Consider the following 12,818-nt stretch of genomic DNA (forward strand, 5'->3'; position numbering starts at 1 on the left):
GGTGGAAGTGGACCTTGCCGTTACCGCTCGTTTCGCCTGCTCGATGGAGGCCCGCATCCGGGCGCCCAAGGGATTGGTGGTCTGGTCTGCCCCGCCCGTTCCTGACCTCGGGTATTGACGAAGATCGGTGCGGAAAACATACTCCGGGGGCCACATGGGCACATCACGGGGAGGCACTACATGCGGCGTCACTTCACCCTGCGCAGAACCAGCGCTGTCCTGCTGCTGGCCGGGCTCGCCCTGGCCGTCCCGAACGCGGCCGCGGCCGCCGACGAGGACCCGCCGGTGCAGGCCTCTGTCGCCTCGGCACGGGCGACGATCGCCGGTTATCCGGTCTGGGCCCACTTCAACGATCCACGGACGGCCGGCGGCGACGACAACACCATTCATCTCGAGCTGGAACGGCTCATCAACAACGCGCCGACGGGCTCCACGATCCGCGGCACCATCCATTCGCTGAGCATCGACTCGGTTGCCAAGGCGTTGACCAACGCCGAGAACAACCGTCAGGTCAATGTCTACATCGTCATTGACGGCAAGAACCTCGACTCCACCGACAGCGGCGTGGCCGAGCTGAAGAAGTTGAAGAACCACAAATTCTGCACGTACGGCTCGGGGCGGGCCTGCATCAGCACCAGCGCTGACGGTGACATGCACACCAAGATGTTCACCTTCACCGCCACCAAGGACCCGAGCGGCGTCGACCGCACCAACGTCTCGTGGTTCGGCTCGGCCAACCTGACCTATCAGACCGGGCCGAGGTCGTTCAACAACACCATCACCGTGTACGGCGATGCCGCGCTGATGAACGGCCTGAACGCCAACTTCAACGACATGTACAACCGGCGCCACTATTCCGGGAACGACTACTACGACGCCGATTCCGGGCGCGGCTACTACCAGGCGGCCGCGGCCGACGCGTACGCCTCGCCGGAGGCCGACGGCCAGACCGACACGATCAACACGCGGCTCAACGACGCCACCCCGGACGCGGACTGCCGGCTGCGGATCGGCATGTCGTTCGTCACCGCGGGCCGGCCCCGCATCACCAGCCTGGTCAAGCGGTTCGCGAATGCCGGCTGCAAGGTCTGGATCGTCGTGGGCTCCACCGACGCCAAAGAGATCAACATGACGAAGAGCGTCTACACCGAGCTCCTCGACGCGGGCGTGAAGATCCGCCGGATGGACATGGTGCACGACAAGTTCTTCGCCCTGTACGCCAAGTTCGGCTCGGCCTACCAGTACCGCGTCTACACCGGCTCGCAGAACTGGAGCCAGGACGCGCTCAGCGAGAACGAGGAGATCTTCGTCAAGATGGCGCCCGAGTCGGGCTCCACGCACCCGCTGTACGACGGTTTCTACGCGCACTTCAACGACGCCTACAACTACGGCGTCACGTGCACCACGTCGAACTACCCGTGTAAGAGCTGACATCGTCCGCCGGGGCCGTTTCCTCCTTTTCCCGGCCCCGGCGGACGATCCACAAAGGCAACACCGGCGTCCGTTCGAACGAAGGCTTCCGGCCGCGCTGTTCGCTACAAATGGTCGACCTCACCGATCGGAAAAGGACCTCCATGCGAAAGCTCTTCGTTTCCCTGGCCGTCACGGCCACAGTGTTCGGAATCGGCGCGGCCCCGGCCGAGGCCGCGACGAAGCCGGTGCTTTTCACCTACGTCTACGTCGACTCGCCGGGCAAGGACGACCGGAGCGCCGCGAGCCTCAACAAGGAGTACTTCCGGATCACCAACCAGCTCAACCGCCCGGTCGGCCTCAAGGACTGGTCGGTCAAGGACGCCGCGGGCAAGGTGTTCCGGTTCGGCAACGTCACGCTGCCGAAGAAGGGCTCGTTCATCGTGCACACCGGCAAGGGCACGCAGGGCAAGCCGGCCGGCCACTTCTACTGGGGCTCGGGCAACTACATCTGGAACAACACCGGCGACACCGCCACGCTGCGCAGCCCGTCGGGCGCGACGATGGACACCTGCAAGTGGAAGAAGGTCGTCACCACCAAGTGCTGACGGGACGTCATCGCAGGCCGCCGAGGAGCGCGGCCAGCGCGGCGTCCGAGGCGTCCAGGGCAGCGCGGTCGTACGTGCTGCCCGCGGCGACCAGCTCGGCTGCCCCCGTACGGTCGAACAGCTCGGCCAGGCGGCTCTCGACCTGGGCCGGCGTGCCCGCGATCGCCGCCGCGACGGTCTGCTCGACGTACTGCTGCTGACGTGCCGTCTTGGCAGCTTTCCGCGCGACGTCCACCGGTTCCAGTGGCGGGAAGACCCCGGTCGTACGGCTTTGGGCCATCGCCCACGCCTCGGGGAGCAGCAGCTCGGCGGCCTCCTCGGCGGTGCCGGCGACCAGCACGTCGAGGCTGATCGACACCCGCGGCTCGGGCTGCTGAACCGACGGCCGGAAAGCCTGCCGATAGCCGGCCAGCGCCTCCAGCCCGGGGGCCGGATCACCGCCGACACCCAGGATCGGCCCGCCGACGATCACCGGCAGCCCGAGTTCCGCCGCGACCCGCAGCCCGCTGCCGGTGGCGAGCACGTGCAACGGCACCGCACCCTCCGGCCGTGGATGCAGACCGACCTCCGAGGTGCCGTCGAGGAAACCCCGCAACTCGACGAGGTCGGCGGTGAAATCCCGGTCGACCTGACGTAACGCGCGGCGTACCGGCGGGGTGAACCCGGGCGATCGGCCCAGGCCCAGGTCGACCCGGCCGGGCGCGAAGGCCGACAGGGTGGCGAACTGCTCCGCCACCACCAGCGGCTGGTGGTGCGGCAACATCACCCCGGCCGACCCGATCCGCACGGTGGACGTCGCCCCGGCAACAGCGGTCAGAAGCACTGCCGGGGCGGCGCCGGCAATCCCGGGGACGCCGTGGTGCTCGGCTACCCAAAATCGGTCATACCCCAGCTGCTCGGCCCTCGCCGCGCGGGCGACCGAGCCGCGGAGCGCTTCCGGCTCGGGTTCACCGGCCCGGGTCCGCGACCGGTCCAGCAGCGACACGCGGTTGATCACCCTCAGTACAGCGTCGCCCTGCTGGGGCTTGTTCCCGGGACTACTTTTGAGGCTCGTGCAACTTTTGGGACCGGTGGCGCCGTTCTACCTCCGCCATAAAGGAGGCAGTCGACTTGAAAGCCGAAGACGAGCAGGCGTTCCGCGAGTTCGTGACGTTCCAGCTGCCCCAACTGCGGAAGCTGGCGTACATGACCTGCGGGGATTGGCACACGGCGGAGGATGCCGTGGCCAACGTGCTGGCGAAGCTCTATCCGCGCTGGCGCAAGCTGGAACGGCCCGACCTGTACGCCAAGACGATGGTGTACCGCGCAGCGATCGACGAGACACGCAAACCGTGGCGCCGCGAACGGGCCTCCGGTGATGCCATGCCGGACGTCGCGCACCGGGATCCGGCCGGCGCGGCCGACATGCGGCTGCGGCTGCGGGACGCGCTCGGCGCGGTGCCGCCCCGCCAGCGTGCGGCGGTCTTCCTCCGGCACTACCTCGGCCTGAGTCTCGAGGAGACGGCCGGGGTGCTCGACTGCAACGTCGGAACGGCGAAGAGCCAGACCTCACGCGGCCTGGCCAAGCTGCGCGAACTGCTCGCCGCCGACCGCATCAACCTCACCGGGGAAGCGATAGAGGAGTGGACCAATGCAGTTGCATGAATTCGTGGACACGGTGACGGCCGACGAACCGCCCCTGTCGCGCAGCGCGGACGACATCATCCGGGCGGGCCGCCGGGCTCAGCGGCGCCGCCGGGCCGGGTTCGCCTCGGCCGGCGCGGCCGGTCTCGTCGCCGTCGTGGTGGCGGGCTCGTTCGCGCTGTCGTCATCGTCGGGCAGCGAGCGCAAGACGCCCGGCACCGCCGCTCCGGCCGCGCCGGCCAAGGCCGCCACCTGGACCGACGCGCCGCCGTTCAGCTTCACGTTCCAGGGTTTCGACGCCGGCAAGTTCCACGTGCAGGACCCGATCGTGACGTCCACGGCGTACCAGATCGCCTCGGTCTACATGGACGGCGCGGAGTCCAACGACAAGCCCTCGACCGACGACGGCGAGGAGGCCAAGTCGCGCGAGGAAATGCTGCAGCGCAAGCGGAACGCGAAGCCCTCGCTGTACGCGTACCTGACCCTGTACCGGCCGGGCGCCTTCGACCCGTCCGGGATCAAGGACGGCAAGAACACCACCGTCGGCGGGCGGCAGGCCGTGCAGGCGACCCTCCCGGTCGGCCTCGAAGCCGGGAGCCCGACCGACCCGGCCAACAAGCTGCTCGCCTGGGAGTACACCGCCAACGCCTGGGCCACCGTCACCTCGATCTCCAGCCGCGCCGAGTCGCCGTCCTTCGCCGACCTGAACGCGCTGGTCGGCGGGCTCAAGCCGAGCAAGCCGACCCCGGCCACCCTGCCGTTCACGGTCGGTTACGTGCCCGCCGGCTACCAGCCCGTGCAGACCGGCACACACGCCCTGCCCGGCCTCAACGGCATCGCCATGGCCCGCGGCGGCGACTACGGCGGCGCGACCTACGCCAAGCCGGCCCCCGCCACGACCGGCCTGTCGGCGCCGTTCGACGAGGCCACCGAGGCCGGCATCAAGGGCAGCTTCAGCATCTTCGTCACACCGAGCAGGAACTCCAACCAGAAGGCGCGGGCCGGTCAGACGGCCTGCTACGACAACGGTTTCTGCAACGTGTGGAGCGCCGACGGCAAGACCCAGGTTCAGGTCAGCAACCAGGACACCGGCGCCAACCTGCCCGAGTCGGAGCTGAAGAAGATCGCCCGCTCGGTCAAGCTCGCCACCGTCACCGACCAGACCACGTGGCACCCGGCGGCCGAGGCCCTCAAGCCCTAGGGGTCACGGGCTGGCTCTGCCCACCTTCCAGTAGCCCAGGAAGGCGATGTCGGACTTGGGGACCCGGCGGTCGCTGACAAGATGTCTGCGCAGGCCCGTGGGGAGCGCGGATTCGCCCGCGGCCCAGGTGTAGAAGGGGCCGGGGCGTAACCGCGCTTCCCGTACGGTCCGGAGGGCGAGTGTGCCCGGTTTGGCCGACGCGTCGTTGCGCGGAAGCCAGTGGATCCTCGACCCGGCGGGCGCGGCGACCTCGGGGCGTACGTCGTCGTCGGTGGGCACCTCGAGGAAGACCTCGGCGGGCAGCTCGTCCGGGGACTGTTCCAGGATCGCGAGAACGGCCGGCACGGCGCTCTCGTCGCCGACGAGGAGTTGCCAGGTCGCGTACGGGGGTGGTCCGTAGCAGTAACCCTCGTCGAGGAAACTGACCTTGTCCCCGGGCTGGGCCCGCAGCGCCCAGTCCGGACCGGGGGCGCCCTCGTGCACGGCGATCTCGATGTCGAACGCGTTGATCTCCGGCCGGAAGCGGCGGATCGAGTACAGGCGTACGCGCGGGCGTTTCGCTGCCGGCAGGCGGACGTAGTGGAGCATCCACCGTTCGCCGGTGGGCAGAACCACTGTGTCGTCGCCGAAGAACAGACGGCCGGCCTGGTCGTACCCGGACTGCTCGAGATGCCGGAAGTCGTCCCCGCCCACCGTCACGGACACGAAATGTGGGCTGATCCGCTCGCGTCGCTGGACGGTCAACCCCAGCATCCGCCGGCGGCGCGGACGCCGATACTTGCCTGCCATCCCGATGGCCTCTTCCAGACTGGTCACCATGGCCTCCTCACGCCTCGGAGGCCATGGTCGCCGCGTCGGCGCATGCCCGGCCACCGGTAAGCTGACGTCTTGTGCCGGAAACCCGCCAACCTTCCACGCTCCATGCTCTGACCCCTCAGGGGAGCGCGTGGCTGCCCGACGGCTACCACCTCGAGACCCACCGCCACGCCCATGGCCAGCTGGTCTACGCCGCCGCCGGAGTTGTCGCCACCACGACCGAACGGGGAACCTGGATCGCGCCCGCCAACCGGATGACCTGGACGCCGCCCGGGTTCGACCACTCACACCGCTTCTACGGCCGGGCCGATGCCCGGCTCGTCGCCGTTCCGGCCCATCGATGCGACGAACTCGCCGCCCGACCCGCCGTGTACGCGGTCAGCCCGCTGCTGCGCGAGGCCGTCCTGGCTCTGACCGGCCGGCCGGAAACCCGTCCCGGCGCCCACGAGCGACTGCACGCGGTCATTGTCGACGAGCTCACCGAAGCCCCCGAGCAGGCCTTGCACCTGCCCGAACCCCGCGACGACCGGCTCCGCGCGGTCACCGGCCTGTTGCACGCCGATCCCGGCCGTGCCGCAACCCTGGCCGAGCTGGGCCGGGCCGCCGGCGCGAGCGAACGCACGCTCAGCCGCTTGTTCCGCAGCGAGCTCGGCATGAGTTTTCATCGCTGGCGCACGATCCTGCGCATCCACTACGCCGTGCACCACCTCACCGACGGCGTCTCCGTCACCGCCACCGCGGCGGCCTGCGGCTGGTCCAACCCGTCCAGCTTCATCGAGGCCTTCACCGAGGTGGTCGGCCAGAGCCCCGGCCGCTACCAAGCCGACCTGCGCGGGCGCTGAAGCCGTGGGCGGCGCTCACCCGATCCTGGCGGGCTCGGCGGGCTTCAGCTGCTCGCGGGGGCCGCGGACCAGCACGAAGTAGGCCGACGCCAGGCAGAAGATGACGGCGGCGGTGAACACGTTGACGCGTACGCCGAAAAAGGTGTTGGCCGCGTCGATGCGGAGCAGCTCGATCCAGAGCCGGCCCGCGGTGTAGCCCATCACGAAGAGCGCGAACGCCCGGCCCCGGCCCAGCTGGAAGCGGCGGTCGACGGCCCAGACCAGCGCGGCCACGCCGAGGTTCCAGAGCGCCTCGTACGCGAAGACGGGGTGATACAGATCGGGGTGGAGCCGGCCGGTCGACATGTCGTGGATCTCCAGGCCCCAGGGCAGCGTGGTGATCCGGCCGTAGACCTCGTTGTTGAACCAGTTGCCGAGCCGGCCGATCGCCTGGCCCACCGGCAGGCCCACCGCCAGGGCGTCGCCCAGCACGGTCAGGGGGATGCCGAGTTTGCGGGCGGCGATCCAAGCGCCGGCCGCGCCGCCGATGACGGCGCCCCAGATGCTCAGGCCGCCCTCCCAGATGTAGAGGGCGCTGATCGGGTCGCCGCCGGAGCCGAAGTACGCCTGCGGTGACGAGATCACGTGATAGAGCCGTGCGCCGACGATGCCGGCGGGCACCGCCCATGTGGCCACGTCGAGCGTCGTGCCGGGGGCCGCGCCTCGCGCTCGCAGGCGTTTCTCCATGATCAGGCCGGCGACGACGATGCCTGCCACGATGCACAGCGCGTAGGCCCGGATCGGCACGGGACCGAGATGCCAGACTGCCGTGGACGGGCTGGGGATGCTCGCGAGGTTCACGCCCGTCGACCTTAGGCCCATCTGCTGTTACGGGGCTGAGAGAGCGGCGCGACGGCATCGAGGATCCGGAAGACGGCCATCACCGCCTGTGGCCGACGTACAGCCGGCAACAAACCCTCGCGGTGGGCGACGGTCAAGACACCGGAGTCGGTTTTGGAATCTCCGCGAGGTAATACGCCGCTGCCGTGCGAAAGTCCTCAGCCACCGGTAGGGCAGCGTCGCGCAACGCCCTCCGCCAGGCCGCGGCCTTGGCGACCCGCCCGACGTGACAGGCCAGTACGGCCGACCGGCGCAGCGACTCCATCGGGGCCAGGTCGGACCACACCTCGAGATACGCGTCCCGCAGCCCGGCGAGCTCCTCGGGGGTGGTCGTGAAGAAGTACTGCGCCGACTGCAGAGCGACCAGCAAGCAGCCGAACGGATGCGCGACGGCCGCATCGCCCCAGTCGAAGAAACGGTTCCCCGGAAAGACGTTGGCGTCGTGCAGATCGTCGTGCTGCAGCGAGGCCGGCACCCCGTCGGCGGCCAATTCCGCACACCATTTCCCGTACGTGGTGACGTCCACCTCGCTGTCCACGGCCGTCTCGGCCAGCAACGCCCGCAGCACCTCCGGCAGCGTCTCGGGACGCATGTCGGGAACGCCCAGCGCCGTCATGTCGTGCGCCTTCGGGGCCAGGGTGCGCTGCAGAACCGCGTACGCCCGAAGCATCTCCCGCCACGCGAGAAGCCGTGCCTCCCGATCGTCGGGAAGCGTCTCCCGCAGGGTGGGCCCGGAATCGGCGGTGAGCAGCCATCCGCGTTTCTCGTCGACAGCGAGCGGCGTCAATACGGAATGCGGCGCCCACTCGCCGAGCGCCGCGACCAACCCGGCCTCGTACGCGCAATCCATGGTGTTCGCCTTGAACCAGCGCACCCCGGCGGTGGTGGGCGCCTTGTGCGTGACCGACCACGGGCGAACCCGTACCTCCTCGATCTCCCCGGTGACCGGGGCGCCGAGGCGGTCAAGGCTCTCGCGGATCCAGGAATGAGCCGCCGCCCGCCAGCGCGGGTCATGCCAGTCGTTCGCACGCATGCACCGGGACTTTAGGCCGTACGCCATCATGAAGCGATGCCACAGGGTCTGTCCTACGCCGACGCCGTTCGCATTCTGGGTGGTTCCGGCCCGCTCGCCAAGGCCGTCGACAATCTGCTCGGCGGCGCGCTCTCGGTGGCGACGGCCGGCGGCAGCGATCTCGCGGTCAGCCTGTTCGACGCGAAGACCGAGGTGGTCCGGCTCGGCACCCTGGTTTCCAGTTCGCTCAACGATTCCGTACGGGGTCTGGGCCGTTACGAACGCAGCGAGCGTCTGCAGGCGGCGCATGCCGTGCTGGTGGTGGCCGCTTTCTTCGAGTCGGTCGACGAATGCCTGACCGCGGCCGGGATCGAAACCGTCGAGTTCAGCCGCGACGACCAACTGCGATTGGTGGGTGACCCGGCCGAGGGAAAGCTGATCGAGCGGGTGCTCTCCACCCGCGTCCCGCTGCCGTCCGCCGATCTGCCGTACGAGCGCCTGTTGTCGGCGTTGCTCGACTGGTTCCTGCGGACGGCCGACACGATGCGGGCCCACGTCACCGGGTACGCGGTCTGGGAGCAGGCCGAAGAGGGCCGCCGCATGCAAGCGGACGGTCTGCTCCGCCGTCGGCTGCCCGAGCTGGCCGTCGAACGCTACGACGAGGCCCACCGCCGCCTGGCCGCGGAGATCCCCGAGTTCGCGTTCTGGTCCTCCCGGCTGGAGGCGCGAGCGGCCACGCGGGGGCTCGAACGGCTGGAAGTCCTGCTGATCGAGGTCACCTCCGGCCGCGACCCGAGCCGCCATCGGGCCACACTGGCCCGCGCCTACCGGGCCGATCTCGACCGGCCCGTGCTCGGCGGCGAGAACGGCGAACTGCGGCTGCCCGCGCTCGGGGCCGCGTACCTGGATCCGATCTTCCGCGTACGCGCGGCCGGACCGGGCGCCCGGCCGGCCGACGACCACTGGTGGGCCGAGGCCGGGAACCGCGCCGACGTCGCCGGGTTCCTCGCGTCGTACCTGACGACGACCCAGGCCACCGAGGCGCCGCTGCTGCTGCTCGGCCAGCCCGGCGCGGGCAAGTCCTCGCTCACCCGGATCCTGGCCGCGCGCCTGCCCGCCGCCGACTTCTTCGTCTGCCGGGTGGTGCTGCGGGACGTGCCGGCCGAGGCCGAGGTGCAGGACCAGATCGAGCACGCCGTACGCGCGGCGATCGGTGAGACGGTCTCGTGGGCCGAAATGGTCCTGTCGTGCGACGGCGCGCTGCCTGTGGTGCTGCTCGACGGCTTCGACGAGCTGCTGCAGGCCACCGGGCTGCACCAGTCCGACTACCTGCAGCGGGTGGCCGCGTTCCAGCAGCGCGAGGCGGCGCTCGGGCGGCCGGTCGCTGTCATGGTCACCAGCCGGGTCGCGGTGGCCGACCGGGCGCGTCTGCCCGCCGGCGCGCTCGCCGTCCGCCTCGAACCGTTCGACGACACGCAGATCGAGCGCTGGCTGACCGTCTGGAACGCCTCGGCCGCCGAGCCGCTGAGCCCGGACACGCTGCGGCCGCTGCGGCACCTCGCCGAACAGCCGTTGCTGCTGCTCATGCTCGCGCTGTACCACGCCACCGGGAACCCGTTGCAGGCCCTCGACGGCGGTCAGCTCTACGAGCGGCTGCTCGCCTCCTTCGCCGAACGCGAGGTCCGCCGCCTGCACGCCGGGCAGCCCGACCATTTGATGCCGGCCCTGGTCGAGCAGGAGCTGTTGCGGCTGTCGGTGGTCGCGTTCGCGATGTTCCACCGCCTGCGCCTGTGGGTCACCGAATCCGAGCTCGACGCCGACCTGGCCGGGCTCGGCCTCACCCCGTCCCGGCCCGGCCGCACCGAGGCCTTCCGCACGCCGCTCACCGCCGGGCAGGAGATGATCGGGCGCTTCTTCTTCATCCAGCGTGCGCAGGCCGTCCGCGACGATCAAACCCTTCAGACGTACGAGTTCCTGCACGCCACGTTCGGCGAGTACCTCGTGGCCCGGCTGGTCGTGCAGGCCATCCGCGACACCGAGGCGCGTGAGCGGGCGAGCACCCTGGCCTTGCGGATGGGACCGGCCCCCGACGACGACCTGCTGCGCTCGCTGCTCGGGTTCACGTCGCTGACCGCGCGCGCCACGGTCCTGCCGTTCCTCGCCGAACAGCTCGCCGGACCCGACCGTGAGCGCCTGCGGGAGTGGCTGGCCGGGCGCACGAGCCAGGCGGTGACACGTCCCACGTACACCGAAAGCGGTTATCGCCCCGTGGACAAGCGCGTCGACCATTGGATGGCGACCTACTCGTTCAACCTGCTGCTGCTGACCCTGGCGTGCGGCGATGAGCTGCGGGCGTCCGAACTGTTCACCAAGACCGACGACCCGGCGTACTGGATGCGCGGCGCGGCACTGCAGTGGCAGGCGGCCGTCCCCAGCGACATGTACATGGACGCCGTCGAAGTCCTCAAGGTCACCCGGGTCCGGCATGAGGGCAAACGCGACATCGTGCTGAAACTCGCCCTCGACTGGACCGCCGACCCACCGGACCCGATGGACGTCGCCTGGTTCAACAACCACCCGCGGGGCACTTCACGTCCGCACGTCTACCGCTCGGATTTCGAGCTGCACACGTTGCTCCGGTCCATGCACCTGAGCAACTCTCTCGGCGACAACACCCTCTTGCACGCGCTGGAGCCGCTGCTCGAACGGTTACCCGCCGGACTCACCACCTTCGTCACAGTGAACGGAGTGGAGCAGTCGGTTGCGCGTGGCCTGGTCGAATTGTGGCTGTCATCCGTCTCCGAGGACGAACTCCCGGAGGAGCGGATCGCGCGTTATGCACGGATGGCTGATGCGATCAAATTGGTCAACTCAACCCGGACGGGCTACTCCAAGCTGACCCCGCTGTTCCTGCAGGCGTTGTGCGCCGACATCGAACGCCTTCCGGGCGAGCTGGTCAGCCACCTGGCGAGCGACGTTGTGCTCAGTGAACTGACGTCGTCCAACCGAGCTGCCGAACTGGCTCTCCAATGTCTGCTGCATCCCAAGGTGGTCGGTTTGTCTTCGTCTGCGGAGCCGTTGATCGAGTTGATTCTGGACCACGTCGGAACACTCGACGAGCGCCTGGCCATCTCGGCACTCCATGCCGTTCTCGACGGCGGTACCGACGCCGAATACGTTCGCGAGGTCGTGGCCCGGCTGAAAATCGATGACCGCACGCGGTTGGCTGCGTTGGAAGGGCTCGATCCGAGGTTGGCCGAGCGCCTCGACGCTTTCCGCTGACCCTCAGCCGGTGACCTTGGCCGCCTCGTACGACCGCGCCACGATCTCGCGCAGCGCCGACTGGTCCGCCTCGTCGACCCGTTTCACGTACAGGCAGCCTTTGCCCACGGTGTGCGGCCCGAGGCGTTCGAGCAGATCCCCGTACGCGTCCAGGTAGCCGGTCAGATAGAGCACGGTCTGCGCCTTGCGGGGCGCGAACCCGACCGCCGCGACGTCGCCCTCGCGGCCCGACTCGTACCGGTAGCGCCGCGAACCGAACCCGATGATGCTGCTGCCCCACATCGCGGCCGGCTCACCCGTGACCTCGCCCATCAAACCGACGAGCAAGCGCGCGTCACTGCGGCGCCGTACGTCGCCGATCGTGTCCAGAAAAGCCTCGACATCGTCGTCAGCCATGGGTTCAGGGTGTCACAGGAACCGGCCCGGACGGGAACTGACGAAAAGCTGTCCGCCAAGACTCAACCGCGACATGACCACGGCCTAGGCTCGGCGCATGACCCGCATCCTGCTGATCTCGGGCAGCACCCGCGAGGACAGTCTGCAGACCGCCGCGCTGCGCACTGCCGCCCGTTTCGCACCGGACGACATCAACGCCGGCCTGTTCGAGGGCCTGCTCGGCGTGCCCGCGTTCGTGCCCGGCGACCCGAACCCGCACGACACCGTGGTGCTGCTGCGCCACCAGGTGCGCATCGCCGACGCCGTGCTGATCAGCACCCCGGAGTACGCGGGCACCGTGCCCGGCAGCCTCAAGAATCTGCTCGACTGGCTCATCGAGGACAACCTGCTGGACGGCAAGCCGGTGGCCTGGCTCTCGGTCTCCGGCGAGGGTGAGGACCACGGCGCCCGCACCACCCTGGAAACCGTCTTCAGCCACACCAACGCCAAGGTCCTGCGCGCCGCCTGCATCCGGGTCCCGATCGACCCCGGCACGATCGACGGCTCCGGCCTGATCACCGACGCCCGCCTGCACCAGGCGCTGCAGGACGCCTTGCAGGCCCTGGTCCGCGTCCTCAACATGAGCGACGCCCCGCCCCGCCCGGCCTGGCAGCACTATTCGAGCGTCTTCCCGGTCATCGAACGCCGTGACTCGGCCGGCCTCCCCGACTGGCAGGCCGGCTGACCGCGCGGCGCCTGCTTCGACGGCC

General features: G+C 69.5%; 11 protein-coding genes and 1 pseudogene. 7 read left to right on the top strand and 5 right to left on the bottom strand.

Translation table 11 applies throughout. The features are described from left to right. Nucleotides 1–180: 180 nt before the first annotated feature. Complete coding sequence (locus C8E87_RS23500; protein ID WP_133875096.1) at nt 181–1,431, top strand: phospholipase D-like domain-containing protein; 1,251 nt, start codon at nt 181–183, stop codon at nt 1,429–1,431. Between the two features lie 143 nt (nt 1,432–1,574). After that, nucleotides 1,575–2,018 carry a lamin tail domain-containing protein gene (locus tag C8E87_RS23505; RefSeq protein WP_133875097.1) on the top strand — a complete coding sequence of 148 codons (444 nt, stop codon included), beginning with the start codon at nt 1,575–1,577 and terminating at the stop codon, nt 2,016–2,018. A gap of 7 nt (nt 2,019–2,025) precedes the next feature. Here C8E87_RS23505 and C8E87_RS23510 read toward each other — a convergent pair whose 3' ends face one another. Beyond that, nucleotides 2,026–3,003, bottom strand: coding sequence for an MsnO8 family LLM class oxidoreductase (locus tag C8E87_RS23510; protein WP_203720449.1), 978 nt, complete (start codon nt 3,001–3,003; stop codon nt 2,026–2,028). 125 nt (nt 3,004–3,128) lie between these two features. On the opposite strand from C8E87_RS23510, the gene C8E87_RS23515 reads away from it, so the two are divergent. Together C8E87_RS23515 and C8E87_RS23520 are read left to right on the top strand one after the other, a co-directional pair. Next, nucleotides 3,129–3,662, top strand: a complete 534-nt coding sequence (locus C8E87_RS23515) for a SigE family RNA polymerase sigma factor (protein ID WP_133875099.1) — start codon at nt 3,129–3,131, stop codon at nt 3,660–3,662. Beyond that, nucleotides 3,649–4,842 (top strand): hypothetical protein, encoded by a 1,194-nt coding sequence (locus C8E87_RS23520; protein WP_133875100.1) that lies wholly within the window; start codon nt 3,649–3,651, stop codon nt 4,840–4,842. The genes C8E87_RS23515 and C8E87_RS23520 overlap by 14 nt, the downstream gene beginning before the upstream one ends. A gap of 3 nt (nt 4,843–4,845) precedes the next feature. On the opposite strand, the gene C8E87_RS23525 is transcribed toward C8E87_RS23520, so the two are convergent. Beyond that, entirely contained in the window at nt 4,846–5,658 is an 813-nt protein-coding gene (locus C8E87_RS23525; protein ID WP_239079894.1) for a siderophore-interacting protein, read from the bottom strand. 74 nt (nt 5,659–5,732) lie between these two features. On the opposite strand from C8E87_RS23525, the gene C8E87_RS23530 reads away from it, so the two are divergent. Then, nucleotides 5,733–6,500, top strand: coding sequence for an AraC family transcriptional regulator (locus C8E87_RS23530; RefSeq protein WP_203720450.1), 768 nt, complete (start codon nt 5,733–5,735; stop codon nt 6,498–6,500). Between the two features lie 39 nt (nt 6,501–6,539). Here C8E87_RS23530 and lgt read toward each other — a convergent pair. Beyond that, nucleotides 6,540–7,361, bottom strand: a pseudogene (lgt, locus tag C8E87_RS23535) (prolipoprotein diacylglyceryl transferase); the annotation flags it as partial. A gap of 112 nt (nt 7,362–7,473) precedes the next feature. Continuing rightward, nucleotides 7,474–8,412: a phosphotransferase gene (locus C8E87_RS23540; protein ID WP_133875102.1), complete on the bottom strand. Its 939-nt coding sequence runs from the start codon at nt 8,410–8,412 to the stop codon at nt 7,474–7,476. Nucleotides 8,413–8,448: 36 nt separating this feature from the next. Here C8E87_RS23540 and C8E87_RS23545 point away from each other — a divergent pair, with 36 nt between their 5' ends. Beyond that, a complete protein-coding gene (locus tag C8E87_RS23545) occupies nt 8,449–11,673 on the top strand; it encodes an NACHT domain-containing protein (protein WP_133875103.1) in 3,225 nt (1,074 codons plus the stop codon). A 3-nt stretch (nt 11,674–11,676) separates the two neighbouring features. On the opposite strand, the gene C8E87_RS23550 is transcribed toward C8E87_RS23545, so the two are convergent. After that, nucleotides 11,677–12,069, bottom strand: coding sequence for a DUF1801 domain-containing protein (locus C8E87_RS23550; protein WP_133875104.1), 393 nt, complete (start codon nt 12,067–12,069; stop codon nt 11,677–11,679). Between the two features lie 97 nt (nt 12,070–12,166). On the opposite strand from C8E87_RS23550, the gene C8E87_RS23555 reads away from it, so the two are divergent. Beyond that, nucleotides 12,167–12,793, top strand: coding sequence for an NADPH-dependent FMN reductase (locus C8E87_RS23555; protein ID WP_133875105.1), 627 nt, complete (start codon nt 12,167–12,169; stop codon nt 12,791–12,793). The last annotated feature ends 25 nt before the right edge of the window (nt 12,794–12,818 follow it).

It is taken from the genome of Paractinoplanes brasiliensis, assembly GCF_004362215.1.
Classification (GTDB): Bacteria; Actinomycetota; Actinomycetes; order Mycobacteriales; family Micromonosporaceae; genus Actinoplanes; species Actinoplanes brasiliensis.